At 54.6% G+C, this 24,960-nt stretch carries 21 protein-coding genes and 1 other RNA gene; 11 read left to right on the top strand and 11 right to left on the bottom strand.

Annotated features, from left to right (window positions below; all coding sequences use genetic code 11):
- Positions 1-11: 11 nt before the first annotated feature.
- The 5 genes from QOT07_RS11050 to ppsR form a co-directional block, all read right to left on the bottom strand.
- Positions 12-2,093, bottom strand: a complete 2,082-nt coding sequence (locus QOT07_RS11050; RefSeq protein ID WP_283603108.1) for a TonB-dependent hemoglobin/transferrin/lactoferrin family receptor — start codon at positions 2,091-2,093, stop codon at positions 12-14.
- Between the two features lie 94 nt (positions 2,094-2,187).
- A complete protein-coding gene (gene hemP, locus QOT07_RS11055; RefSeq protein ID WP_369804786.1) occupies positions 2,188-2,379 on the bottom strand; it encodes a hemin uptake protein HemP in 192 nt (63 codons plus the stop codon).
- A 162-nt stretch (positions 2,380-2,541) separates the two neighbouring features.
- A complete protein-coding gene (locus tag QOT07_RS11060; RefSeq protein WP_099065557.1) occupies positions 2,542-3,027 on the bottom strand; it encodes a glutathione peroxidase in 486 nt (161 codons plus the stop codon).
- A 104-nt stretch (positions 3,028-3,131) separates the two neighbouring features.
- Complete coding sequence (locus tag QOT07_RS11065) at positions 3,132-4,178, bottom strand: 3-deoxy-7-phosphoheptulonate synthase (protein ID WP_135316322.1); 1,047 nt, start codon at positions 4,176-4,178, stop codon at positions 3,132-3,134.
- Between the two features lie 197 nt (positions 4,179-4,375).
- Positions 4,376-5,197, bottom strand: coding sequence for a posphoenolpyruvate synthetase regulatory kinase/phosphorylase PpsR (ppsR, locus tag QOT07_RS11070; RefSeq protein WP_085116558.1), 822 nt, complete (start codon positions 5,195-5,197; stop codon positions 4,376-4,378).
- 534 nt (positions 5,198-5,731) lie between these two features.
- Here ppsR and ppsA point away from each other — a divergent pair.
- Positions 5,732-8,110 (top strand): phosphoenolpyruvate synthase, encoded by a 2,379-nt coding sequence (gene ppsA / locus QOT07_RS11075; protein WP_099065558.1) that lies wholly within the window; start codon positions 5,732-5,734, stop codon positions 8,108-8,110.
- Positions 8,111-8,286: 176 nt separating this feature from the next.
- Positions 8,287-8,724 (top strand): IS200/IS605 family transposase, encoded by a 438-nt coding sequence (gene tnpA, locus QOT07_RS11080; protein ID WP_283602402.1) that lies wholly within the window; start codon positions 8,287-8,289, stop codon positions 8,722-8,724.
- A gap of 134 nt (positions 8,725-8,858) precedes the next feature.
- Here tnpA and rprA read toward each other — a convergent pair.
- Both rprA and ydiK read right to left on the bottom strand, forming a co-directional pair.
- An RNA gene (gene rprA, locus QOT07_RS11085) (antisense sRNA RprA) lies at positions 8,859-8,969 on the bottom strand.
- Positions 8,970-9,217: 248 nt separating this feature from the next.
- On the bottom strand, positions 9,218-10,318 hold the full coding sequence (ydiK, locus tag QOT07_RS11090) for an AI-2E family transporter YdiK (protein WP_099065631.1): 1,101 nt from the start codon (positions 10,316-10,318) through the stop codon (positions 9,218-9,220).
- 252 nt (positions 10,319-10,570) lie between these two features.
- Between ydiK and ydiJ the strand changes: the two genes are divergently transcribed.
- Both ydiJ and menI read left to right on the top strand, forming a co-directional pair.
- Complete coding sequence (ydiJ, locus tag QOT07_RS11095) at positions 10,571-13,627, top strand: D-2-hydroxyglutarate dehydrogenase YdiJ (RefSeq protein WP_099065632.1); 3,057 nt, start codon at positions 10,571-10,573, stop codon at positions 13,625-13,627.
- Entirely contained in the window at positions 13,624-14,040 is a 417-nt protein-coding gene (menI, locus tag QOT07_RS11100) for a 1,4-dihydroxy-2-naphthoyl-CoA hydrolase (protein WP_085116562.1), read from the top strand. Before ydiJ ends, menI begins: the two co-directional genes overlap by 4 nt.
- Positions 14,041-14,094: 54 nt before the next feature.
- Here the strand turns inward: menI and QOT07_RS11105 are convergent, their stop codons facing one another.
- Complete coding sequence (locus QOT07_RS11105; protein WP_085116573.1) at positions 14,095-14,499, bottom strand: hypothetical protein; 405 nt, start codon at positions 14,497-14,499, stop codon at positions 14,095-14,097.
- Positions 14,500-15,054: 555 nt separating this feature from the next.
- Between QOT07_RS11105 and sufA the strand changes: the two genes are divergently transcribed.
- From sufA to QOT07_RS11140, 7 genes are all read left to right on the top strand, one after another.
- A complete protein-coding gene (sufA, locus tag QOT07_RS11110) occupies positions 15,055-15,426 on the top strand; it encodes a Fe-S cluster assembly scaffold SufA (protein ID WP_085116563.1) in 372 nt (123 codons plus the stop codon).
- Between the two features lie 14 nt (positions 15,427-15,440).
- Complete coding sequence (gene sufB / locus QOT07_RS11115) at positions 15,441-16,937, top strand: Fe-S cluster assembly protein SufB (RefSeq protein ID WP_085116564.1); 1,497 nt, start codon at positions 15,441-15,443, stop codon at positions 16,935-16,937.
- 42 nt (positions 16,938-16,979) lie between these two features.
- Positions 16,980-17,726 (top strand): Fe-S cluster assembly ATPase SufC, encoded by a 747-nt coding sequence (gene sufC, locus QOT07_RS11120; protein ID WP_099065633.1) that lies wholly within the window; start codon positions 16,980-16,982, stop codon positions 17,724-17,726.
- Positions 17,701-18,987, top strand: coding sequence for a Fe-S cluster assembly protein SufD (gene sufD / locus QOT07_RS11125; protein ID WP_283603109.1), 1,287 nt, complete (start codon positions 17,701-17,703; stop codon positions 18,985-18,987). Before sufC ends, sufD begins: the two co-directional genes overlap by 26 nt.
- Positions 18,984-20,204: a cysteine desulfurase SufS gene (gene sufS, locus QOT07_RS11130; protein WP_283603110.1), complete on the top strand. Its 1,221-nt coding sequence runs from the start codon at positions 18,984-18,986 to the stop codon at positions 20,202-20,204. The genes sufD and sufS overlap by 4 nt, the downstream gene beginning before the upstream one ends.
- 91 nt (positions 20,205-20,295) lie before the next feature.
- The gene (gene sufE / locus QOT07_RS11135) at positions 20,296-20,709 is read left to right on the top strand and encodes a cysteine desulfuration protein SufE (protein ID WP_099065636.1); all 414 of its coding nucleotides are present in this window, start codon (positions 20,296-20,298) and stop codon (positions 20,707-20,709) included.
- A gap of 294 nt (positions 20,710-21,003) precedes the next feature.
- Complete coding sequence (locus QOT07_RS11140) at positions 21,004-22,017, top strand: L,D-transpeptidase family protein (RefSeq protein WP_099065637.1); 1,014 nt, start codon at positions 21,004-21,006, stop codon at positions 22,015-22,017.
- Between the two features lie 143 nt (positions 22,018-22,160).
- On the opposite strand, the gene QOT07_RS11145 is transcribed toward QOT07_RS11140, so the two are convergent.
- From QOT07_RS11145 to QOT07_RS11155, 3 genes are all read right to left on the bottom strand, one after another.
- Positions 22,161-22,397 carry a major outer membrane lipoprotein gene (locus tag QOT07_RS11145; RefSeq protein ID WP_005165631.1) on the bottom strand — a complete coding sequence of 79 codons (237 nt, stop codon included), beginning with the start codon at positions 22,395-22,397 and terminating at the stop codon, positions 22,161-22,163.
- Positions 22,398-22,705: 308 nt separating this feature from the next.
- Entirely contained in the window at positions 22,706-24,118 is a 1,413-nt protein-coding gene (gene pykF / locus QOT07_RS11150; RefSeq protein WP_207977099.1) for a pyruvate kinase PykF, read from the bottom strand.
- Positions 24,119-24,521: 403 nt separating this feature from the next.
- Positions 24,522-24,827, bottom strand: coding sequence for a cupin domain-containing protein (locus tag QOT07_RS11155; RefSeq protein WP_099065638.1), 306 nt, complete (start codon positions 24,825-24,827; stop codon positions 24,522-24,524).
- Between the last annotated feature and the right edge of the window lie 133 nt (positions 24,828-24,960).

Here is a 24,960-nt window from a genome sequence, read left to right on the forward strand (position 1 = left end):
GATTCAAAACGTTACCACTGATAGCTGACCAGCAGTTTGGCATTACGCCCATCCTGCGGAATGCCCTGTGGCGAGTAGTATTCTTTATCAAAGGCGTTGCCAAGCACCACCGTGGTGGTGACGCCTTGCAGGCGCTCACGGCCTTTAAAGCTGAGGTAGAAATCGTTGACGCCATAGCCGCCTTGCTCCGCCGTGCCGGTCTCCACACGGGAGGCGCGTTGTGCCAGCGTGGCAACCCAGCCGGTCGACAGGCCTGTTTCACCCAAGGGAACGTCCAGTGTGCTGGTCATGGTGTCCGGATTGATGCTGTTTAACCATTCACCGCTGCTTTCGTTCTTGCCGCGAGTCCGGTTGTACGCCAGGTCCCAACCAAAAATAGCGGTTTTGTAGCTCAACGTGGCGTCCCAGCCCCATATTTTTGCGCGATCGATATTGGTCGAGAAAGTGGTGCAACTGATGCAATAGGGACCACGAGGGCCACGGCCCAGCTCCATGGTGACATCCGTGGTGATGTAGTCCCTGGCTTTGGTATCGAAGTAACTGGCTTTGAATTGCAGGCTGTCATCAGCCAGCAACAGGTCGTCAAAACGCAGCCCGAAGCCGTATTCCTGGGTGGCATTGGTTTCCGGCTTCAGATTCGGGTTAGGCACCCAGTTGTTGGTAATGGTGGTGGGCCCCATGGGGATAGAGAAGTGCTTGGAGTCGTTGTACATCTCGCCCATGGTAGGCGCGCGGAAAGCCTGGGAATAAGAGCCGAACAGCATCAACCAGTCGGTTGGCGTAATGCTGACGGCACCGCGCGACGACCATTTGTCGGCGTCAACATCGGCATAGCCATCGCTGGAGCCCTTGTAGTTATCGTAACGCGTCCCGGCAAGCAGGGTGACTGGCAGGTCGCGCAGGGTAATTTCATCCTGCAACCAGCCCGAAGCAAAATTGATTTTCGCCTGTGGGAAGCTTTCGGTCGCACCACCCGGTGTCTGTTCTTGCTTGTAAGCTTCGCTGCCATAGGTAAACAGGTGAGAAGCGAAGGTATCGGCAAACAATCGGGTGCGGTTTTCCAATTTGGCACCACGGGTGGTCTGCTTGCGTGCTTCGTCTTCGCTACCGTTGGTGTGGGCGTTGATCTCTACTTCAGAGTAATAGACTTTGGCTTCGGCATCGAGCCAGTCCTGCCCCACAGGGTTCAGTTTGTAGCTGAGCTGGCCGTCGCGCTGGATGGTTGAGCGGTCAGTCATCAGGTTGCCACTGCTGCTGGCTGATTCCTGTGGGTTCTTCGGCTCCTGAGCTCGGTTATTGTAGTAACGCAGATCACCGCTCAACGATTGATTTTCATCGAGAGCCCAGGTGCCCTTGGCCAGCAGATTACTGATGGTTTCATCGTTGGGTGCATCAAAGCCGTTGCCCTGGCGCAGATTGCCGACGTTGCGGGTACCAAATGATAGCAGACCGTCGAGATTGTCTGTCCTGCCGTAGGCGCTGGCGCCCATACCCAGGCTGTGATCGCCGCTGCCGGCGGTGCCGTAAACCCGGTAGCCGCTATTATGGCCGGGTAACAGCAGATCGGCGGCATCCACGGTTTCATAGGCGATTACACCACCCAGTGCGCCACTGCCGTACAACAGGGCAGAAGGGCCGCGCACCACTTCAATGCGTTTCACCAGAGCCGGATCGAGGAAGGTAGCACCAAGGTGCCCGGTGTCGGTGCCCTGGCGGATGCCATCGACCAGCGTTAGCACGCCATTTTTACCGTAGCCACGCATGAAAACATCCTGTCCATTGCTGCGGCCGGTACCATTGACGGTAATGCCTGGCACACGGCGTAGCATATCGGCGGCGCTGGTGGCGGTTTGGCTTTCAGGCGTATGGCCCTCGATCACCGTAACCATCATCGGTGCTTCAAAGCTGCTGCGAGCGTTGCCGGTGGCGGCGACGGTCAGGGTTTCGTCGCTGGTTTTATCCTTTTTTACCGGCGTCGTCGTTGAAGAAACAGGGGTACTGCTGGTTTGTGCAAAAGTCACCGTCGGCAGAGCACAGGCAATCGCCAGACTCAATGCGGATAAACGCAGCCGGGTGGAATAGGTCAGAGGCATGTCGCAACTCTCCGTATGTTTTAAACATATCAATAGATTTGCTGGCTGCCTGGATCAAAAACGATCGGGGTGGCTGGCGTTGAGGGGGAAGGCGTTATTTGGTCAGGATCAATTTCCCGGCTTTGGTCTGCCGCAGCTGATAGCGCTGGCCCTGATGGATGATGATTGCCACGCCGTCGGCATCAAGCAGCTGCGCGCTGTCATAGCAAGGAGGCGAAACCAGGCCGCTTTCAGCGGGGTGAGCTGCTTGGGCAGGCGGGGTGCGGTTATAATTATCCATCGTCATGTGTTTATAAAACAGACCGTTAAATAGTAATTAATATCAAAGTGAGAATCATTATCATGTGAACGAAAGGTTACATCAAGGAAAATTTTCTTACCGACGGAAGCTTTTTGCAGGAAGGTGATGTGAGACGGGCTGAGACGACTCAGCCCGTAAAAATCGGGGTTATTTCAGCAGGGTTTCGATGCGGTCAAACAGACGTTCGGGTTTGGTGATGGGCGCGTAGCGTTTCACCCGCTGGCCGTCGGCGGTCAGCAAGAACTTGGTGAAGTTCCATTTGATACGTTGACTGCCCAGCACGCCGGGTGCCAGACGTTTTAATTCGTTGAACAGGGGATGCGCGCCCGGGCCATTAACTTCAACCTTGCTGAACAGCGGGAAGCTGACACCATAGTTCAGCGTGCAAAAGTTGGCGATCTCCAGTGGATCGCCGGGTTCTTGTGCACCGAACTGATTGCAGGGGAAACCCAACACCATCAGGCCGCGATCGCGATAATACTGCCACAGATTTTCCAACCCGTGGTACTGAGGTGTAAACCCGCATTTGCTGGCGGTGTTGACCACCAGGTAAGCCCGGGCAGGGAAGTCGCCCAGGGTTTTGTGCTCCCCTTGCAGTGTGACGCAGGGGATAGATAACAGTGAGTGGATCATGCCTTGGCTCCAAATCCGTTCCATGGGGAACTGCGAGAATTGCTACCAGTATAGATGAGTGAGTGGCGGGCAGAAAAGCCGGGGCGGGCGCCCCGGCCATGGGATCAGAAGCGGGTGTCCACCGCATCGGCCAGCATCGCCAGCAGTTGTTCGCTGTCGGACCAGCTCAGGCAAGGATCGGTGATGGACTGACCATAGGTCAGCGGCTGACCGGCAACGATTTTCTGGGTGCCTTCCACCAGGAAACTTTCTGCCATTACACCGGCGACGGCGACGGAACCGGCGCGGATTTGCTGGCAGACATTTTCGGCTACTTCCAACTGGCGACGATGCAATTTCTGGCAGTTACCGTGGCTGAAGTCGATCACCAGCTGCTCCGGCAAATCGAATTCGCGCAGGCTGTCGCAGGCGGCGACCACATCGGTAGCGTGGTAGTTTGGCGTCTTGCCGCCACGCATGATGATATGGCCATAAGGGTTGCCGCTGGTCTGATAGATTGTCATCTGCCCGTGTTTGTCCGGTGACAGGAACATATGTCCGGCCCGTGCCGCACGGATGGCGTCAATCGCGATACGGGTGTTGCCGTCAGTGCCGTTCTTGAAGCCCACCGGGCAGGAAAGCGCGGAGGCCATTTCACGGTGGATCTGGCTTTCGGTAGTGCGTGCGCCAATCGCGCCCCAACTGATTAAGTCGGCAATGTACTGACCAACCACCATGTCGAGGAACTCGGTGGCAGTTGGCAGGCCGAGCTGGTTCACTTCCAGCAGCAGCCGACGCGCCATTTCGATGCCCCGATTGACCTGGAAGGTGCCATCCAGTGCCGGATCGGAGATCAGGCCTTTCCAGCCGACCACGGTGCGCGGTTTTTCAAAATAGGTGCGCATCACGATTTCCAGGCGATCCTGGTAACGAATGCGCAGCGCATTCAGACGGCCGGCATAGTCGACGGCGGCGTCCAGATCGTGGATAGAGCAAGGGCCGATCACCACCAGCAGGCGACGGTCTTCGCCGGTCAGGATCTTCTCAATTCGCTGCCGTGAGGCAGTCACGTTGTCCGCGATTTCCGCCGAGATTGGCAACTTCTCCGCCAGTTCTTGCGGCGTGACGAGGCTGTCGATGCGCGCGGTCCGCAGTTCATCTGTTTTGTGCATGATTTTCTCTAAAGACTTTTCTTCGCTGCGGCAGGAGTGCCGGGAAGTGATGGCGATCACAATAACGTAAAAACCGATGAATTCAACCGGAGAAACTGTGTTCTGTTGATCAAAACCGCTAAAAAAAGCACAAAAAACGTGGCCCGTGGGGAAATAAACAACAGATGGCAGGGCGCTTCTTTCCCGCCATCTTATCATCAGAACATACGGCGGCTCATGCCCAGAATATCCAGGATTTTGGTCGAGATCTCTTCCACCGAATAATTGGTGGTGTTCAGATAACGGATCTGGTTTTTACGAAACAGCGCCTCGACTTCTGCAAGCTCCATCCGGCACTGGCGAATTGAGGCATAACGGCTGTTTTCTCGACGTTCTTCGCGGATGGCGGCCAAGCGTTCCGGGTCGATGGTCAGGCCGAAAAGCTTGTGCTGAAACGGCTTCAGCGCCACGGGAAGGTGCAAATTGTCCATATCGTCGGCGGTAAACGGGTAGTTGGCTGCGCGGATACCGAACTGCATCGCCAGATACAGGCTGGTGGGGGTCTTGCCGCAGCGCGAAACGCCGAGCAAAATCACCTGCGCCTGATCGAGATTACGCAGCGAAATACCGTCATCATGCGCTAACGTGTAGTCAATGGCGGCGATACGGGCGTCATATTTGCCGAGGTTGCTGGCGGTCAATCCGTGGGTACGGTTAGGCACCGGGGTCGGTTCCACTTCCAGTTCACCCTGTAACGGGCCGACCAGCGCCTGCACGATATCCTGGCAGAAACCTTCGCTCTGGGTAATGACATTGCGCACTTCCGGCGAAATGATCGAGTAAAACACCAGCGGCCGCACGCCGGTCTCACGATAAATATCGTTAATTTGCTGACAAACCCCGCGGGCCCGCGCTTCGGTTTCCACAAAGGGCAGCGTAAAGGTGGTGGCCTTTACCGGAAATTGCGACAACACCGCGTGGCCCAAAACCTCGGCGGTGATCGCCGTACCGTCCGAAATATAAAAAACGCTTCTTTCCACCCTGGGCTCCTTACCTGAAACGGTGACGTCATTATCACGTTTGCCTGTCCTTATCATGGGCTGCAGATTTACCTGCGGTAAAGGGGCGGGCGAAAAAATTGTGATAATGCAGGCAGAGTCGATGATCAATTGCGGCGGTCAGAGTATAACCGACCGTCATGAAAATACCGGGCTAAAACGCTATTTTAATTTTTATGAAAAATGCGGATTTATTGCTAATGAGGAATTATTCGGCAGGGTGGTGATATTTTCACCAAAGACAGGATAAATTACAGGGTTTTTTAAAGCTGAAGTTTAAAAAATACTTAATTTGTTGAGATTTAAGCTATTAGTGCGAAAGGGAACGATTCCAGCTAGGTTTCCCGTTTCAGGAAGTTTTCCTAAAATCCACTTTCTTCGCCGGGTTGATCGATTCACCTTTCCATTTCTTATGGATCATTGTGCTAGTCTGATTCGGCACCGTTTTAGCGGCGCTGAGAAAGCAAGCGAATTAAATCCGTCTATACCCTACTGATAGCAATAAGGATTGTCTCGATGTCCAACAATGGCCCAGACTTGCGTAATGTGCTTTGGTACAACCAGCTCGGCATGCACGACGTTGACCGTGTCGGCGGCAAAAATGCCTCCCTCGGTGAAATGATCACCAATCTTTCCGATTTGGGCGTTGCCGTGCCAAACGGTTTTGCCACCACCGCGCAGGCGTTTAACGATTTCCTCGAGCAAAGCGGTGTTAACCAGCGCATCTATCAGTTACTGGATCAAACTGACGTTGACGACATTGCTCAATTGACCAAGGCTGGCGCGCAAATTCGCCAATGGGTCATCGACACGCCGTTCCATGCGGAATTCGAGCGTGAAATTAACCTGGCTTACCAGCAACTGGCCGATGGCGAGCCGGAAGCGTCATTCGCCGTGCGTTCGTCTGCCACCGCAGAAGACATGCCGGATGCTTCCTTTGCCGGTCAGCAGGAAACCTTCCTTAACGTGCAGGGTATCGACGCCGTTATGGTAGCGATCAAGCACGTGTTTGCCTCACTGTTTAACGACCGTGCCATCTCCTACCGCGTGCATCAGGGTTACGATCACCGCGGCGTGGCGTTGTCGGCCGGTGTGCAGCGTATGGTGCGTTCTGACCTCGCGTCTTCGGGTGTGATGTTCACCATCGATACCGAATCCGGTTTTGACCAGGTGGTGTTTATCACTTCCGCCTTCGGCTTGGGTGAAATGGTGGTGCAGGGCGCGGTCAACCCTGACGAGTTTTATGTGCATAAACCGACGCTGCTGAGAGGCAACCCGGCTATCGTACGTCGCAACCTGGGGTCGAAGAAAATCCGCATGGTGTATGCGCCATCGCAGGATCACGGCAAGCAGGTACAAATTGAAGATGTGCCAGAGCAGCAACGCAATCGTTTCTCTCTGACCGACGAAGAAGTGCAGGGGCTGGCACACCAGGCGATCCTGATCGAAAAACACTACGGTCGTCCGATGGACATCGAGTGGGCAAAAGACGGTCATACCGGCAAATTGCTGATCGTACAGGCCCGTCCGGAAACCGTGCGCTCTAACGAGCAAACCATGGAGCGCTATCAGCTTAACGCCACCAGCCCGGTGCTGGTGGAAGGGCGTGCCATCGGCCATCGCATTGGCGCAGGCCCGGTGAAGGTCATCCATAACATCAGCGAGATGGATCGTATTCAGCCGGGCGATGTGCTGGTGACTGACATGACCGACCCGGATTGGGAACCGATCATGAAGAAAGCCGCGGCGATCGTCACCAACCGTGGCGGCCGTACTTGCCACGCAGCGATCATCGCGCGTGAACTGGGTATTCCGGCGGTGGTGGGCTGCGGTAACGCGACCGATCTGCTGAAAGAAGGCCAGCAGGTCACCGTTTCTTGTGCAGAAGGTGATACCGGCTTCGTTTACAGCGATATCCTCGATTTCAACGTGCAGAGCTCCGAAGTAACCGAGCTGCCGGATCTGCCGCTGAAAATCATGATGAACGTCGGTAACCCTGACCGTGCCTTCGATTTCGCGCGTTTGCCGAATGAAGGTGTGGGCCTGGCCCGTCTGGAATTTATCATCAACCGTATGATTGGCGTGCACCCGAAGGCGTTGCTGGAGTTTGATCAGCAAACCCCAGAGCTGCAAACGGAAATCAAGGCGTTGATGCAGGGCTATGACCATCCGGTCGAGTTCTATGTTGGCCGTCTGACAGAAGGGATCGCTACGCTGGGTGCGGCGTTCTGGCCGAAGCGGGTGATCGTGCGCCTGTCCGACTTCAAGTCCAATGAGTATGCCAACCTGGTCGGTGGCGAGAAGTATGAACCGCACGAAGAGAATCCAATGCTGGGCTTCCGTGGCGCCGGTCGCTATGTGTCTGACAACTTCCGTGATTGTTTCGCGATGGAATGTGACGCGGTAAAACGCGTACGTAACGAAATGGGCCTGACCAACGTCGAAATCATGGTGCCGTTTGTTCGCACGGTGGAACAGGCGGAAGCGGTGGTTGCCGAGTTGGCACGCCAGGGCCTGAAGCGCGGCGAGAACGGCCTGAAAGTGATCATGATGTGCGAGATCCCGTCCAATGCGTTGTTGGCGGATCAGTTCCTCGAACACTTTGATGGCTTCTCTATCGGCTCCAACGACATGACCCAGTTAACCCTGGGGCTGGATCGTGACTCGGGCGTGGTGTCTGAGCTGTTTGATGAGCGTAACGAAGCGGTGAAAATTCTGCTGTCGATGGCGATTCAGGCGGCCAAGCGCCAGGGTAAATACGTCGGCATTTGCGGTCAGGGTCCGTCCGACCATGAAGACTTTGCCGAATGGCTGATGGATCAGGGCATAGACAGCCTGTCGCTCAACCCGGACACCGTAGTGCAAACCTGGGTTAATCTGTCGAAGAGAAAGTAATTCTCGGGTAACGAATTAACCACGGATCTTAAAGCCGTAACTCAGGTTACGGCTTTTTTATTTCTAACTGAATACCACGTCCTATGGACGTGGTTATCGACTTTTTGGCTCTGCCAGTAATGCTACTCATGGGAAAATCCGAATCCGTTATCCCCATAACTGATAAGGATTTAACCATGAGTAGGTTCGAAAAAGCATCGCATGTGCTCTGGCATTGTCAATACCATATAGTTTGGACGCCCAAGTGCCGATTTCGAATACTGAAAAACAATGTAGGGAAAGAGGTTTACAGGCAAATAAGAATATTAAGTGAACAACTCCATGTAGAAATAGTGGAGTTAAATGTTCAGTTAGATCATGTTCATTTACTGATAAAGATCCCGCCGAAACTGTCAGTATCAGAAGTGATGGGCCACCTTAAAGGCCGAACAGCTATCCGTTTGTTTAATAAATTCCCCTACTTGAGGAAGCACAAGTTGTGGGGAAATCACTTTTGGGCGAAGGGCTACTGTGTGGACACCGTAGGTGTAAACGCAGAGATGATCCGCAAGTACGTAAAGTACCAAGAGAAACACGAGCAAGAAGAAAACCAGCTGAGTTTACATGGAATGTGAAGTGAGGACCCTTAGGGTTCGAGCTTAGTACGCCCCTATGGGGCGCCCAAGCAATGCCGCCTTCTACGAAGGCGGATTTTTACTTCTGAATGTAAATAGAATTGGCGCTGGGAATAATAATGGTCAAAAAAAGAATAAAAAAAAGCCCATCATAGAAGACGGGCAAAGACTACACACAGCAATTCACATGTATGGCATTACATTGTTTGGAAATCTTGCTTTAAATCAGGTATTTGAAGCAATAGATGGCAATAATACTAAATATTTAAGCGTCGCCAGTCATTAAGAATCGTCCTAATCAAGTTCCGTATTAGAATTTATTCTAAAGGGAACTCAATTTTATCTGTCTCTAAAAAGATGCATTTACTCAGTATGTTTAATTAATGTTCATAGGGGACGTCACAGCGGCGAGTTTGATAATCGTGGCGGGAGAATTCAAAAAACAAAATGGAGCAGGAGGTTCCTGCCCGGCAGCCCGGACAGGAACGGGGGATTACATCTGTTCCAGTTCTTTGGCGACGTCTTCCAGATCGGTGGTCGGCTCGGGGGCTTCGTTCATCCAGGCGGTGAGCAAACGATAAGACACCGCCAGGACCACCGGGCCGATAAACAAGCCAATCATGCCGAAGGCCAGCAGGCCACCGATAACGCCGGACAGGATCAGGATCATCGGCAGATCGGCGCCCATGCGGATCAGCACTGGCCGCAGCACGTTATCCAGCGTGGCCACCACGCAGCTCCAGACCAGCAACACGGTGCCCCAGGTGGTATCGCCACTCCAGTACAGCCAGATAATGGCTGGCACCAGCACCAATAACGGCCCCAATTGCGCCACGCAGCAGATAAAGATCAGTACCGTCAGCAGGGTGGCAGCGGGAATGCCGGTTACGGCCAGGCCAATACCGCCCAGTACCGATTGCACCAGCGCGGTGACTACCACACCCAGCGCCACGGCGCGGATCGCCTGACCGCCGAGCACCACCGCCGCGTCGCCTCTTTCGGCACCCAGGCGGGTGGCAAAGTGACGAATGCCCAGAGCCACTTGCTCACCGCGTGCATACAGCAACACGCTAAATAACAGCATCAGCGTGCAATGCAACAGCAGGCGGCCAATATGTGCGGCCTGTGCTACAAACCAGGTGGCGGTCTGGCCGAAGTAAGGCTGTACCTTCGCCACCAGTGCGGTTCCGCCGGCGTTCACCAGCGTATGATAGCTGGTGTAGATCTTGTCGCCGATCATCGGGATCGATTGCAGCCAGGCCAGATCGGGAATATGCAGTTTGCCAGGCGTACTGGCCCAGGCAACGATTGGCGCGCTGTTGTCCACTACGCTGCTGACCAGAAGAGAGATTGGCAGGATGAACAGCAGGATCAGCAGCAACGTCATCACGATCACCGCCAGCGAACGCCGTCCCCACAGTATTCTTTGCAGTTTAATCAGCAGCGGCCAGGTGGCGATGACCACCATGCCGGCCCAGGCAAAGCCGAGTATAAAAGGTTGAACGACCCAAAAACAGGCGACGATCATAATGACGATAAACATCACGCCAAAAATGAGCCGTGGCAAATCATATCGGGATTTCGGGATTGTCATGAATGGGTTCTCATTCTGGTAAGTTAACTCCTTGGGGCCGTTTAATCATGGTGCATGTTAGTGAAAAACGACAGGGCGGCACACCTTTTGTTGCGGGCCATACTGCGGCAGGGCAATTGCAATAATCTGCATGCCTTCACTAAACGAGTATGTTAGTTTTTATCCCTAATAAAAAACAGGGTGGGCCTGAATAAAGGCCTGATTCAGCGTTCATCAGCGCATAAAAATTAGACAGACAGGGTCAAAAATCGAATGATCCCACAAATTTCTCAGGCACCCGGCCTCGTTCAACGGGTGCTCGACTTTTTGGAAGCGTTAAAGCAAAACGGATTCAACGGTGATATCGCCACCAGCTACGCCGACCGGCTGACGATGGCCACCGACAACAGTATCTATCAGTTGCTGCCTGACGCGGTAGTGTTTCCCCGTTCCACCGCCGATGTGGCGCTGATAGCTCGCCTGGCAGCCGAAGAGCGTTTCACTGCGCTGACCTTCAGCCCGCGCGGCGGCGGTACCGGCACCAACGGTCAGTCGCTCAATACCGGTATCGTGGTGGATATGTCGCGCCACATGAACCGCATTCTTGAAATCAACGTCGAGCAGGGCTGGGTCAAGGTTGAGGCCGGGGTGATCAAGGACCAGCTAAACCAGTATCTGCGGCCGTTCGGTTATTTCTTCTCGCCGGAACTGTCCACCAGTAACCGCGCCACGCTTGGCGGTATGATCAACACCGACGCCTCCGGTCAGGGTTCGCTGGTGTACGGCAAAACCTCGGATCACGTGTTGGGCCTGCGGGCGGTGCTGCTGGGCGGCGATATGATTGACACCCGCGCCATGCCGACACCGCTGGCGGAAACGATTGCCTGCGAAGAGACCGTTGAAGGGCGTATCTATAACCAGGTGCTCAACAGCTGTCGCGATCAGCGCGGGTTGATCCTGGAAAAATTCCCCAAGCTTAATCGCTTCCTGACTGGCTACGATCTGCGCCATGTGTTCAGCGATGATATGCAAACCTTCGATCTGACGCGCATTTTGACCGGCGCCGAAGGGACGCTGGCGTTTATCACCGAAGCGCGGCTGGATATCACGCCGCTGCCGAAGGTGCGCCGACTGGTGAATGTCAAATACGACTCCTTTGATTCCGCCCTGCGCAACGCCCCCTTTATGGTGGAAGCCAAGGCACTGTCGGTCGAGACCATTGACTCCAAGGTATTGAACCTGGCGCGTGAAGACATCGTCTGGCATTCGGTCAATGAACTGATCACCAACGTGCCGGATAAAGAGATGCTGGGTCTGAACATCGTCGAGTTTGCCGGCGATGACAAGGAACTGATCGACCAACAGATGGAGAGCCTGTGTCTGCGGCTGGATGAGTTGATCTCCGGGCAACAGGGTGGGGTGATCGGCTATCAGATCTGTGGCGATCTGGTCGGCATCGAAAGAATTTATAACATGCGTAAAAAAGCGGTCGGGTTATTGGGTAATGCCAAAGGGCGTGCCAAACCGATCCCGTTTGCTGAAGATACCTGCGTGCCGCCGCAGCATCTGGCTGATTACATTGTCGAGTTCCGCCAACTGCTGGACAGCCATAACCTCAGCTACGGCATGTTTGGCCATGTGGATGCCGGCGTCTTGCACGTGCGTCCGGCGCTCGATATGTGCGATCCCCAACAGGAAGTGCTGATGAAGCAGCTTTCTGACCAGGTGGTGGCGCTGACCGCCAAGTATGGCGGCTTGCTGTGGGGGGAACATGGCAAAGGGTTCCGCGCCGAATACAGCCCGGAGTTCTTCGGTGAGCAACTGTACCAGGAACTGCGCCGTATCAAGGCGGTGTTCGATCCGAACAACCGGCTCAACCCCGGTAAAATCTGCCCGCCGTTAGGCGTCGATGCGCCGATGATGAAAGTGGACGCCGCCAAACGCGGTACGCTCGATCGTCGGATCCCGGTCGAAGTGCGCACCTCGTTCCGCGGAGCCATGGAATGTAACGGCAACGGCTTGTGCTTCAATTTTGATGTGCGCAGCCCAATGTGCCCGTCGATGAAGATCACCGGCAACCGCATTCACTCGCCAAAAGGCCGGGCGGCGCTGGTGCGTGAATGGCTGCGCCTGCTGTCCGAGCAGGGCGTCGATCCGCTGGTGCTGGAAAAGCAATTGCCGCAGCAGCGCCTCAGCTTCCGTACCCTGATCGAGAAAACCCGCAATAGCTGGTATGCCGGTAAAGGCGAATATGATTTCTCGCACGAGGTGAAAGAGGCGATGTCCGGCTGCCTGGCCTGTAAAGCCTGCTCCACCCAGTGTCCGATTAAAATTGACGTGCCGGGCTTCCGTTCACGTTTCCTGCAGCTTTACCACACCCGCTATCTGCGGCCGGCGCGTGACTATATGGTCGCCGGCGTGGAGAGTTACACCCCGCTGATGGCGAAAGCGCCGAAGGTGTTCAACTTCTTCTTCCGCCAGCCCTGGGTGCGTGAACTGAGCCGCAGCAGTATCGGCATGGTCGATTTGCCGATGCTCTCCAGCCCGACGTTGCGCCAACAGCTTTCCGGTCACGGCGCGTTAACCATGACGCTGGAACAGCTGGAAGCGTTGAGCTCGGAACAGCGTGAACAGCATGTGTTGATCGTGCAGGATCCCTTTACCAGCTATTACGATGCCAAAGTGGTGGCGGACTTTGTACGGCTGGTGGAAAAGTTAGGTTACCGCCCGGTGCTGCTGCCGTTCTCACCCAACGGCAAGGCGCAGCATATCAAAGGCTTCCTGACGCGTTTTGCCCGTACTGCGCGCAAGACCGCCGATTTTCTCAACCGGGTGGCCAAGCTCGGCATGCCGCTGGTGGGGGTCGATCCCGCCCTGGTGCTGTGTTACCGCGATGAATATAACGAGATCCTCGGGGAAACTCGTGGCGACTTCCAGGTGCAGTTGGTACACGAATGGTTGCAGCAACTGCTGGCCGAGCGTGCGGAACAGCCGGCGACCGGTGAAGCCTGGTACCTGTTTGGCCACTGTACCGAGACCACGGCGTTGCCGACCAGCGGCCAACATTGGACGTCGATCTTTGCACGCTTTGGCGCCAGGCTGGAAAATGTCAGCGTCGGTTGCTGCGGCATGGCGGGGACTTACGGCCATGAAGTGAAGAACCTGCAGAATTCGCTCGGCATTTATGAGCTATCATGGCACCAGGCGCTGCAACGTTTGCCGCGGCAACGTTGCCTGGCAACCGGCTATTCCTGCCGCAGCCAGGTCAAACGCATTGAGGGTAACGGTGTACGACACCCATTACAGGCACTTCTGGAGATGATTGAGTGAAACTGTGGAAAAGAGAAACAACGCTGGAACAATTAAACCAGGCCGGTGAAGGCTGCATGGTCAGCCATGTCGGGATCCGCTTTACCCGGCTGGAAGAAGATTACCTCGAGGCGACCATGCCGGTCGACCAGCGCACCCGGCAGCCGTTTGGCCTGCTGCACGGCGGGGCATCGGTTGTGCTGGCGGAGTCGATGGGATCAATGGCCGGTTACCTGTGCTGTGAAGGCGAGCAGAAAGTGGTGGGGTTGGAAATCAACGCCAACCATTTGCGAGCCGCATTTGAAGGCGAAGTCCGCGGCGTGTGTCGTGCGCTGCATATTGGCCGCCGTCATCAGGTTTGGCAGATCGAAATCTTCGATTCACGCGATCGTCTGTGCTGCACCTCACGCCTGACTACCGCCGTCATCGATTAAGCGTTTTACCCCGCAGGCAGCTCTGTCTGCGGGTATTTTTGTCGTTCAACCGGGTTACAGCTGAAAAGGCACCCGCTTGACGAAGTCCTTCTGGAAGGCATTGGCCTTCTCCCAGGTGCCTTCCATCGCATATTTCTGACAAATCAAGGTCAGGGTATGGCGGGCAAAATGATAGCTCTGAACCCGGAACAACTGGCAGCGCTGTGGATTATTGATTTCCACGATCAGCCGATTATGCAGTTTGCTCAGCGCATGCAGGTAGCTTTCATCATCGCCATTCTCCAGACACAGGTTAGCCATGTTCAGGCTGACGTTGTTATAGCGTTTCAGGTGATTGACGTTGCACTCCGGCCGTCGAAGCGATGCTTCCGCCATGTAGAAATCTACCGTGGCGTCGCGCACGCTGAATTTGTAGTCATCAATTTTGCCCAGCAGCCACGCATTCATCGAGATATTCATTTACCCGCGCTCAATGTGAATTGAATGATAATCATTATCATATTTATTGACGCGTTGGTGATCAATCATTCTGTTGAAATATTTATTGCCGGCAGGGGATGGATTGGGGCAGGGACAACCCAATATAGCCAGTAACGACTAAACTTTAATCAGAGGTTGCCGTTTCTGTTGGCTCAGTCGGGTGAGCGGAATGGCGTGAAATGCGCCTTATTGCCGATAAACGCATTTTTAAGACAGACAAAATGCAGAAATAGGTATTTTCTATGAATGTTTAAATCGACAGAAAAAGTCCGGCCCTGTAAAGCGTTCGAGCCAATGGGCAAGCGTAATGGTGATACAGGATGTGCAGTAAATTCATAAGGATAAAATGATTCCATTTCCGACCGGCAGCGTCTGACGCGCTGACTGTCCCGCGCGCTTGCCGCATGCCGAAGTGAAAATCCGGGCTTTTCGCGGATACCCCTGTAAAACAAACGGTTGAAGTGATAATCGTTATCACTAACATAGTAGCAACCCAGATTGGCTGTGGTAAAACACGAGTGTGAGGTAGGCCATATGCAAACGGAAAATGTCGGCACTTTTTCTCTGGACGAAAATGTCTGGCAAGGCATTTTGCTCAGTGACAATGCCGTACAACAAATCAGTAAATTAATGCAGCAGGATCCACAGGTGAAAGGGCTGCAACTCGGGGTGAAGCAATCAGGCTGCGCCGGGTTTGCCTATGTGTTGGATCTCACCCGTGCGCCTGCCGACGACGACCTGCTGTTTGAGCGCGATGGCGCCAGGCTGTATGTGCCGTTGAAAGCCATGCCGTTTATCGATGGCACCACGGTGGATTTTGTCCGTGAAGGGCTGAATCAGATCTTCAAATTTAATAACCCTAAAGCTCAGCATGCCTGCGGGTGCGGCGAGAGTTTTGGCGTTTGAGCGATGCAATCAACATGACACGAAGCAATGTAGAAATGCCTAATGAAGTGCAGGCTTGGGTCAGCGAAGGTCGCTACAAAGAAGGTTTTTTTACCCAGTTGGCTACCGATGAGTTAGCGATGGGCATCAACGAAGACGTGGTGCGCGCTATCTCGGCCAAGCGTAATGAACCTGAGTGGATGCTGGAGTTCCGCCTCGAGGCCTACCGTGCCTGGCTGCAAATGGAAGAGCCGCACTGGCTGAAAGCGAACTACGACCGCCTGAACTATCAGGATTACAGCTATTACTCGGCGCCGTCCTGCGGCAGCTGCGATGACGCCTGCGGCTCACAGCCCGGCGCAGAACAGCAACCTGGTGCACCGACGGACAACAACTACCTGACCAGCGAGGTTGAACTGGCGTTTAACCAGCTCGGCGTCCCGGTGCGTGAAGGCAGCGAAGTGGCGGTAGACGCCATCTTTGACTCGGTCTCGGTGTCGACCACTTACCGGGAAAAGCTGGCGGAGAGCGGGGTGATTTTCTGCTCGTTCGGTGAAGCGATCCATGAATACCCGGATCTGGTGCGTAAATACCTCGGCCGCGTGGTGCCTTCTAACGACAACTTCTTTGCTGCATTGAATGCGGCGGTGGCCTCCGACGGGACCTTCGTCTACGTGCCGAAGGGCGTGCGCTGTCCGATGGAGCTGTCGACCTATTTCCGCATCAACGCCGCCAAAACCGGCCAGTTCGAGCGCACTATTCTGATCGCCGATGAAGGCAGCTATGTCAGCTACATCGAAGGCTGCTCGGCCCCGGTGCGCGACAGCTATCAGCTGCATGCGGCGGTGGTGGAAGTGATCCTGCACAAAGACGCCGAAGTGAAATATTCGACGGTGCAGAACTGGTTCTCCGGCGGCGACAGCAAGGGCGGTATCCTCAACTTTGTTACCAAGCGTGCGCTGTGTGAAGGCGCGGGCTCGAAAATGTCCTGGACCCAGTCGGAAACCGGCTCGGCGATCACCTGGAAATACCCGAGTGTGATCCTGCAGGGCGACAACTCTATCGGTGAGTTCTTCTCGGTGGCGCTGACCAGTGGTCATCAGCAGGCGGACACCGGCACCAAGATGATCCACATCGGCAAGAACACCCGTTCGACCATCATCGCCAAAGGCATTTCTGCCGGGCACAGTGAGAATACCTACCGCGGTCTGGTGAAGATCCTGCCTGGGGCGGAAAACGCGCGTAACTTTACGCAGTGTGACTCGATGCTGATTGGGCCGGATAGCGGCGCCCACACCTTCCCGTATGTTGAAGCGCGTAACAACAGCGCGCAGCTGGAACACGAGGCTACCACCTCAAAAATTGGTGATGACCAGCTGTTTTATTGTCTGCAGCGCGGCATCAGTGAAGACAATGCCATTTCGATGATCGTCAACGGATTCTGTAAGGACGTGTTCTCAGAGCTGCCGCTGGAGTTCGCCGTTGAGGCACAGAAGTTATTAGCCATCAGCCTGGAACACAGCGTGGGCTAAATGCCGGATTTACAGCGCGACAGCGCGACCTAAGGACACTGCATGTTAAGTATCAAGAATTTAAAAGTCAGCGCGGAAGGCAACGAGATCCTCAAGGGCCTGGATCTGGAGATCAAACCGGGTGAAGTGCATGCCATCATGGGGCCGAACGGCTCGGGCAAGAGCACGCTTTCAGCCACCCTGGCCGGGCGCGAAGAGTACGAAGTGACCGCGGGCGAAGTCACCTTCAAAGGCAAGGACCTGCTCGAACTGGCCCCGGAAGATCGTGCCGGTGAAGGGGTGTTCCTGGCGTTCCAGTATCCGGTGGAGATCCCCGGCGTCAGCAACCATTTCTTCCTGCAGACCTCGGTCAACGCGGTACGTAAATACCGTGAGCAAGAACCGCTTGATCGCTTCGATTTCGCTGATTTTATCGAAGAGAAAATTGAACTGCTGAACATGCCGCCCGATCTGCTGACCCGTTCGGTTAACGTTGGCTTCTCCGGCGGTGAAAAAAAGCGCAATGACATCCTGCAGATGGCCGCGCTGGAGCCGGACCTGTGCATTCTGGATGAAACCGACTCCGGTCTGGATATCGATGCGCTGAAGATCGTCGCCAATGGGGTTAACTCACTGCGGGACGGCAAGCGCTCGTTCATTATCGTCACGCACTACCAGCGTATCCTGGATTACATCAAACCGGATTACGTCCATGTTCTTTCCCAGGGCCGCATCGTTAAATCCGGCGATTTCTCCCTGGTGAAACAGTTGGAGGAGCAGGGCTATGGCTGGCTTACCGACGAACAATAATTCACGCGCGCTGCAGCAGCTTTACAGCCTGTTTGAAGCCCGCGGCGGTGAGCATTCCGCCCATGCGCTGGCTCACTGGCAACAGGCTTTACGCCTGGGCTGGCCGACCCGCAAGCATGAAAACTGGAAATACACCCCGTTGGAAGGCTTGCTGGAACAACAGTTCCTGGAACCGCAGCCGGAGCCGGTCACGGCCGCTCAGCGGGATGCACTGGCGCTGGATATTGACGCTTACCGGTTGGTGTTTATCGACGGACGCTTCTGCGCGGCGTTGAGTGACAGCGAACTGGGCGATTACCAGTTTGACGTGGCGCCTTACGGGACGCTACAGGCGCTGCCGGAACCGATCCAGGCCGAAATCTTCCTGCATCTGACTGAGAGTCTGGCGCAAGAAACCAGCTTTATCCGCGTTGCGGCCGGCAAGATTGCGCAGCGGCCGTTGTATCTGCTGCATATCAGCAGTGGACGCGGTGCTGAAGGTGAAGTGAATACTGTTCATCACCGTCATCACCTTGAAATTGCGCGCAATGCCCAGGCTGAGGTGATCGAACATTATGTCAGCCTGAACGATGCCGCACATTTCACCGGGGCACGCCTGACCGCCAACGTGGGCGACAATGCTCAACTGCATCACTGCAAACTGGCGTTTGAAAGTCAGCCGAGTTACCACTTCGCCCATAACGATCTGGTGATTGGCCGCGATGCGCGGGTCAAGAGCGACAGCTTCCTGCTTGGCGCGGGGCTGACGCGACATAACACCAGCGCGCAGCTCAACGGTGAAGGCTCCAACCTGACGATCAACAGCCTGGTGCTGCCGGTCGGAAAAGAAATCTGCGATACCCGCACTTACCTGGAGCATAACAAGGGTTACTGCGAGAGCCGTCAACTGCACAAAGTGGTGGTTAGCGATCGCGCCAAAGCGGTGTTTAACGGCATGATCAAGGTGGCCAAACACGCGATTAAAACCGATGGCCAGATGACCAACCACAACCTGCTGTTGGGCAAGGTGGCGGAAGTGGACACCAAGCCACAACTGGAAATCTACGCCGATGACGTGAAGTGCAGCCACGGCGCTACCGTTGGGCGCATTGATGAAGAGCAGCTGTTTTATCTGCAATCGCGTGGCATCGACAAGCATGCGGCGCAGCAGATGATTATCTTTGCCTTTGCCGCTGAACTGACCGAGGGCATCGGCAACGAGACCATCCGCGAATCGGTGCTGGCGCGTATTGCAAGGCGCCTGCCGGGGGAGGCAGCATGAGTTTTCCGATTGAACGGGTACGCAGTGACTTTCCGCTGTTGGCGCGTGAGGTCAATAGCCAGCCGCTGGCATACCTCGACAGTGCTGCCAGCGCGCAGAAACCGCAGGCAGTTATCGATCGCGAGCTGGACTTTTACCGTCATGGCTACGCGGCGGTACACCGTGGCATCCACACCCTGAGCGCCGAAGCGACGCAGGAAATGGAAGCGGTGCGTGAAAAGGTAGCGGCGTTTATCAATGCCGGTTCGGCCGAAGAGATTGTGTTCGTCAAGGGCACCACCGAAGGCATCAACCTGGTGGCCAACAGTTTTGGCCGCCATTTCCTGCAGCCCGGTGACAGCATTATCATCACCGAGATGGAGCACCATGCCAATATCGTGCCCTGGCAGATGCTGGCGCAGGAACGCGGGCTGAACCTGCGCGTCTGGCCGCTACAGCCAGACGGTACACTGGATTTGGCCCAGTTGCCTGGGCTGATCGACTCGTCCACCAAACTGCTGGCCCTGACCCAGGTATCCAACGTGCTGGGCACGGTGAACCCGGTGCAGGAAATTACGGCGCAGGCGAAAGCCGCCGGTCTGAAAGTGCTGATCGACGGCGCCCAGGCGGTAATGCACCAGCGGGTGGATGTTCAGGCGCTGGATTGCGATTTCTACGTGTTCTCCGGTCATAAGCTGTATGGGCCTTCCGGCATCGGTATTCTTTACGGTCGTCAGGCGCTGTTGCAGCAAATGCCACCCTGGGAAGGGGGCGGCTCGATGATCCAACAGGTCAGCCTGACTCACGGCACCACCTACGCCGCGCCGCCATGGCGCTTTGAGGCGGGGTCGCCCAACACTGCCGGTATGATGGGGTTGGGGGCAGCAATCGACTATGTGAATGCGCTGGGGCTGGAGGCGATTGGTGATTACGAGCAGTCACTGATGCATTACGCGCTGGAAGCGTTGCAACAGGTACCCCGGCTTAAAATCTACGGTCCGACCGAGCGCGCGGGCGTGATCGCCTTTAACCTGGGTGAGCACCACGCGTATGATGTCGGCAGTTTCCTGGATCAGTACGGCATTGCTATTCGCACCGGCCACCATTGCGCGATGCCGCTGATGGCGTTCTATAATGTGCCGAGCATGTGCCGCGCTTCATTGGCGTTATATAACACGCGCGATGAAGTAGACCGGCTGGTGGCCGGGTTGCAGCGCATCCAAAAACTGCTGGGATAAGACTGGGGGTTAATCCCTCCGGGTGAATAAATACCTGTAGTCAGTGATATGGGGTCGGCATGCCGGCCCCTGAATGATTGAAAGGATCCTCATGGCGAACTTGCCGGACAAAGAAAAGTTAGTACGTAATTTCTCCCGTTGCCTGAACTGGGAAGACAAGTATCTGTATGTCATCGAACTGGGCGCCAAGCTGCCGGCGCTTGACGATAGCGAACGCCAGGCGGGCAATCTGATTTCCGGCTGTCAGAGCCAGGTGTGGATTGTGATGCGACTGGACGAGCAAGGGCAGGTCGAGTTTCACGGCGACAGCGATGCGGCGATCGTCAAAGGACTGCTGGCCGTGGTGTTTATTCTTTATCACCAAATGACGCCACAGCAGATTATCGAATTGGATGTTCGTCCCTTCTTTGCCGAATTGGCGTTGAGCCAACACCTGACGCCTTCGCGTTCGCAAGGGTTAGAGGCGATGATCCGCGCTATCCGCAGTCAGGCTGCCAAGCTCTGACATAGTGGTATGACTCATTGATACGGTGCTGGTATTGGCTGTGTCAATGAGTCTTTACAAAGCCCGGCAGGCCTCGCCATCCGCTCTGCAAATCAGTGACATATCAGCAGCTTACCCCTTGACGTTGCATTGACAAATCTATAAAGCGATTACGTTATAACATGTTGATTTTTAGAGGACTTATTGCCTTTAACGTCAGCATTGCTAGTATTAATCAGGTCTTGTCTGATTTACCCGCCGCCAAGTGCCCGTTAGCCTTGTGGCCGAACCGTAATAAGCATAATAGGGATGATAATGAAACGTGCGTTGAGTTTAATGGGCATGCTATTTGCCACCGTACTGACTGGCACCCAAGCCGCCAGTGCGAGCGAATATCCGCTGCCGCCGCCGGACAGCCGTCTGATTGGCGAGAATACCACCCATACCGTTCCAAACGATGGGCGTCCGCTGGAGGCCATTGCCGCCGACTATCAAATCGGTCTGTTGGGCATGCTTGAAGCCAACCCTGGCACAGACCCGTTCCTGCCCAAGCCAGGTTCGGTATTAACTATTCCGACCCAAATGCTGCTGCCGGACACCAAGCGTGAAGGTATCGTGGTCAACCTGGCTGAACTGCGCCTGTACTATTACCCGAAAGGCGAGAACAAGGTGATCGTTTATCCTATCGGTATCGGCCAGACCGGGATGCACACTCCGCTGCAGGTCACTTCCGTCAGCCAAAAAATCCCGAACCCGACCTGGACGCCAACGGCCAATATCCGTAAACGCTACCTGGAAAAAGGGGTGAAACTGCCAGGGGTGGTGCCGGCCGGTCCTGAAAACCCAATGGGCCTGTTCGCCATGCGTCTGGCCATGGGGCACGGTGAATATCTGATCCACGGTACTAACGCCAACTTTGGTATCGGTATGCGCGTCAGTTCCGGCTGTATCCGCCTGCGTCCAACGGATATCGAGGCACTGTTCAATATGGTACCGCGCGGGACTCGCGTGCAGGTGATTAACGATCCGGTAAAAATCTCTGTTGAGCCGGACGGTAAGCGCTACGTAGAGGTGCATCAGCCACTGTCTAGAGTGGAGAGTGACGATCCGCAGACCATGCCGATCACCTTGTCGAAAGCCGAGAAAGCTTTTGTGGGTGATGCGCAGACCGATAAGGCGGTGTTCGACAGTGCGGTTGTACGCCGCTCTGGCATGCCGGTGCTGGTTAACCTGGGGCAGAGCCCGTCTGAAGTCAGTTTAACGCCTGTAGCCCCGCAGGAAGCGAATAAAGGCCTATTCAAGAGCGCACCTATCAGCTCGGTGAATTAAAAACGGTCGTAATGGGTAATTCTGAGGGGTTCAGCGTGCTGAGCCCTTTTTTTTCGCCTGGTGGCAAGGGGGAGAAGTAGGGGGGATTTGCAGACAAAAAAAACGGCGCACAGTGTGCGCCGTTTTCATTAACCGAAGCAAACTTACTTTTTGTAAGCGTGTGCTTGGTTGTCCAGGCGCTGGTTAGCACGTGCTGCGTCGTCTTTAGCTGCTTGAACGTCAGAACGGATTGCGTTCACGTCGTTGCTCAGCTGGTCAACTTTAGCGTTCAGAGTCTGAACGTCAGAAGACAGTTGATCGATTTTAGCATTGCTTGAACAGCCTGCCAGCATAGTGGAAGCCAGGATTACCGCGCCCAGTACCAGTTTAGTACGATTCATTATAACACCCTCTAGATTGAGTTAATCTCCATGTAGCGTTACAAGTATTACACAAACTTTTTTCGAAAGAGAATAATTTTTTTGGATTGGAGTGCTTTATTTTGATCGTTCGCTCAAACTTGCATCTTCTTTTGAAAAATAGTTAAAAAATGTAGGGAAAACAGCCGGATTCCATGGGACAACTCCGATTTGTAATTAGCTAAATAATGAGCAATCCACGGTTGCGTTTTTGAGAAAACAGTTTACTAGTGTTAAAAAAAACGCCGCTAAGCGGCGTTTTTGTCAAAATAATTATGTCACGTTTTATATTAAAGCACGTGAACCGAGGCAGTATTGGTTGTGCCGCTTGGTACCAGAGCACCAGAAACCATCACCACAACGTCGCCTTTTTGTGCCAAACCACTGGCCAGTGCCGCTTCTTTTCCGATGCGATAGAAGTCGTCGGTAGAGGCAATTTCCTTGACCATCTGTGGGATCACGCCCTTGGTCAGGATCAGCTGATGAGCGGTAGTTTCGTTGGTGGTCAGCGCCAGGATCACCGCGTTAGGGAAATATTTACGCACAGACTTGGCTGACTTGCCGCCGCTGGTGGCAACCACGATCAGTGGCGCATCCAGTTTCTCTGCGGTTTCAACCGCACCACGGCATACGGCTTCGGTGATGCGCAACTTGCGGTTGTCATGCAGGCTGTCGATACGGCTTGGCATCACGCGATCGGTGCGCTCACAGATGGTCGCCATGATAGTAACGGCTTCCAGCGGGTATTTGCCCTTGGCGCTCTCGCCAGACAGCATGACGGCGTCGGTACCGTCCAGAATGGCGTTAGCCACGTCGCCGGCTTCTGCACGAGTAGGGCGCGGGTTCTTGATCATGGAATCGAGCATTTGGGTGGCGGTGATCACCACTTTACGTGCACGGTTACATTTTTCGATCATCATCTTCTGAGCGAAGATCACTTCTTCTACCGGGATTTCAACGCCCAGATCGCCACGAGCAACCATGATGCCGTCAGAAGCTTCGAGGATCTCGTCGAAGTTGTTCAGACCTTCCTGGTTTTCGATTTTGGAGATGATTTGGATCTGTGCGCCGCCGTGGGCTTTCAGGTGCTCACGAATTTCCAGCACGTCAGAACGCTTGCGGATGAAGGAAGCGGCAACGAAGTCCACACCCTGTTCGCAGCCGAAAATCAGGTCGCGTTTGTCTTTTTCAGCCAGTGCAGGCAGTTGAATGGAAACACCCGGCAGGTTAACGCCTTTGTTTTCGCCCAGGTCGCCGCTGTTCAGCACTTTACAAACCACTTCGCTTTCGGTGACGTTGGTGACTTCCATGCCGATCAGGCCGTCATCTACCAATACGGTGTTACCGATTTTCAGGTCAGCGCTAAAGCCAGCGTAGGTTACTGCAACACGTTCGTTGTTGCCGATAACGCTCTGATCGGTGGTGAAAGTGAAGGTCTGGCCGGCAACCAGCGCAGCGTCTTTGCCGCCTTCCAGTTTCATGGTGCGGATTTCCGGGCCTTTGGTATCCAGCAGGATACCGGCGTTCTGACCGGTTTTCGCCATCACGGCGCGCATGTTCTTGATGCGGTTGCCGTGCTCTTGGTAATCGCCGTGGGAGAAGTTAAGGCGCATTACGTTCATGCCTGCATTCAGCAGGTTGGTCAGCATTTCTTCCGATTCGGTTTTTGGACCGATGGTACAAACAATTTTGGTCTTTTTCATGACGGATTTTTCTACAAGTTGTGATGGATAATAAAACGAATAAAACCAGCGGTCAGGCCACTGATAAGGGATTTGAGTCGCGCCTGGTGATGCAAAACACAGTTAAGGATAGGTGACCAGAGTCGAAATGGGGCGGAAAAATTCAGCCCGCGCCGGGATGCGGGGATGCTGCGCAACGTGATGAGATGAAAATGTGTTGTTATTGCGTTTTCGCAGATCAAGGGCTGAAACCATTCAACTGAAAGACGTTGCGCATTATAAAGGCTAAGCGGCGGGAAACAAAATAAAAAACCGATGCAAAACCTCGGTTCCGTCAAATCAGCAGCAAATAGGGCGCAAATGCAAACCCGCAGCGGGTGTTTGTTGCGCAAATAACCTTTTTATGAATGCGTGTATTGCGCGGTCAGTTTGTGGTGACGATTTCCCACAGCGTACCAGCCGTCAGACAGAAACAGCCGCTGGCGGTGTTAGCGGGGATCGCGATGGTTTCACCGGCGACCACCACCTGGCTGTCGTTACCTACGGTGAATTCAAACTCACCGGAGACCACTTGCGTTTGCAGAGCATAATCGCGCTTTTGCAACTGGCCAAAGGTACCGGCGTCAAACTTCACTTCCGTGGCACGGGCACCGTTGCTCATGACGCCTTGTCGGCGGATGAGGCCGTTGTCGAGTTTCTCAAACGGGGTCTCTGCGGTAAATGTCAGCATGGGATCGGTCCTGATAAGATATTCGCCTTGATGATACCTGATACGGCTTGCGGTGACAGGAGCAAAGCTACGGGATCGGACTGGCGAGTTAACGGTAGAGAAAGTGTGAGTCGATAGGGTGGTGCTGAGGAAA

Origin of the sequence: Serratia proteamaculans, assembly GCF_949794035.1 — a bacterium.
Lineage (GTDB): Bacteria > Pseudomonadota > Gammaproteobacteria > Enterobacterales > Enterobacteriaceae > Serratia > Serratia proteamaculans.

Coding starts and splice junctions, on each gene's coding strand:
- QOT07_RS11140 (WP_099065637.1), top strand. CDS start 21,004: ATGAAACGTGCGTTGAGTTTAATGGGCATGCTATTTGCCACCGTACTG.
- sufB (WP_085116564.1), top strand. CDS start 15,441: ATGACACGAAGCAATGTAGAAATGCCTAATGAAGTGCAGGCTTGGGTC.
- sufE (WP_099065636.1), top strand. CDS start 20,296: ATGGCGAACTTGCCGGACAAAGAAAAGTTAGTACGTAATTTCTCCCGT.
- ppsA (WP_099065558.1), top strand. CDS start 5,732: ATGTCCAACAATGGCCCAGACTTGCGTAATGTGCTTTGGTACAACCAG.
- sufA (WP_085116563.1), top strand. CDS start 15,055: ATGCAAACGGAAAATGTCGGCACTTTTTCTCTGGACGAAAATGTCTGG.
- QOT07_RS11050 (WP_283603108.1), bottom strand. CDS start 2,093: ATGCCTCTGACCTATTCCACCCGGCTGCGTTTATCCGCATTGAGTCTG.
- tnpA (WP_283602402.1), top strand. CDS start 8,287: ATGAGTAGGTTCGAAAAAGCATCGCATGTGCTCTGGCATTGTCAATAC.
- QOT07_RS11145 (WP_005165631.1), bottom strand. CDS start 22,397: ATGAATCGTACTAAACTGGTACTGGGCGCGGTAATCCTGGCTTCCACT.
- sufC (WP_099065633.1), top strand. CDS start 16,980: ATGTTAAGTATCAAGAATTTAAAAGTCAGCGCGGAAGGCAACGAGATC.
- QOT07_RS11065 (WP_135316322.1), bottom strand. CDS start 4,178: ATGCACAAAACAGATGAACTGCGGACCGCGCGCATCGACAGCCTCGTC.
- sufS (WP_283603110.1), top strand. CDS start 18,984: ATGAGTTTTCCGATTGAACGGGTACGCAGTGACTTTCCGCTGTTGGCG.
- sufD (WP_283603109.1), top strand. CDS start 17,701: ATGGCTGGCTTACCGACGAACAATAATTCACGCGCGCTGCAGCAGCTT.
- QOT07_RS11155 (WP_099065638.1), bottom strand. CDS start 24,827: ATGCTGACATTTACCGCAGAGACCCCGTTTGAGAAACTCGACAACGGC.
- QOT07_RS11105 (WP_085116573.1), bottom strand. CDS start 14,499: ATGAATATCTCGATGAATGCGTGGCTGCTGGGCAAAATTGATGACTAC.
- hemP (WP_369804786.1), bottom strand. CDS start 2,379: ATGACGATGGATAATTATAACCGCACCCCGCCTGCCCAAGCAGCTCAC.
- pykF (WP_207977099.1), bottom strand. CDS start 24,118: ATGAAAAAGACCAAAATTGTTTGTACCATCGGTCCAAAAACCGAATCG.
- QOT07_RS11060 (WP_099065557.1), bottom strand. CDS start 3,027: ATGATCCACTCACTGTTATCTATCCCCTGCGTCACACTGCAAGGGGAG.
- ydiK (WP_099065631.1), bottom strand. CDS start 10,318: ATGACAATCCCGAAATCCCGATATGATTTGCCACGGCTCATTTTTGGC.
- ydiJ (WP_099065632.1), top strand. CDS start 10,571: ATGATCCCACAAATTTCTCAGGCACCCGGCCTCGTTCAACGGGTGCTC.